The 277-nt window shown below is 38.3% G+C and carries 1 pseudogene; it reads right to left on the reverse strand.

The features are described from left to right. Positions 1-41 precede the first annotated feature (41 nt). A pseudogene (locus tag AAEZ00_RS21145) lies at positions 42-277 on the reverse strand (hypothetical protein); the annotation flags it as partial.

The following is a 277-nucleotide window of genomic DNA, read 5'->3' on the forward strand; positions in this document are numbered from 1 at the left end:
GTTAAATCTTATCTTTCTTTCTGGCTAAAGAGCGAGAAGGCCTAAATCGTTTTGGACTTCCCATCGTCTATTTCATCCTCAAATAAATTGAATGTATTTAAAGTACTTAAGAATGGGATAGCCCCAAACCGTCCATCTAGGTAGCCCTTTCTTAGATTCGCGCGCTTATCGATTGCATAATCAGTAAGAGGGCGTAATTGTGTTCCGCCATCAATCCCCTTTTCAGATAACCAAACTTCATCTTTTCTAACTCCATCAAAATTAAGCAATTGTGTTT

It is taken from the genome of Shewanella sp. S1-49-MNA-CIBAN-0167 (genome assembly GCF_040310145.1).
GTDB classification, from domain to species: Bacteria; Pseudomonadota; Gammaproteobacteria; order Enterobacterales; family Shewanellaceae; genus Shewanella; species Shewanella psychromarinicola.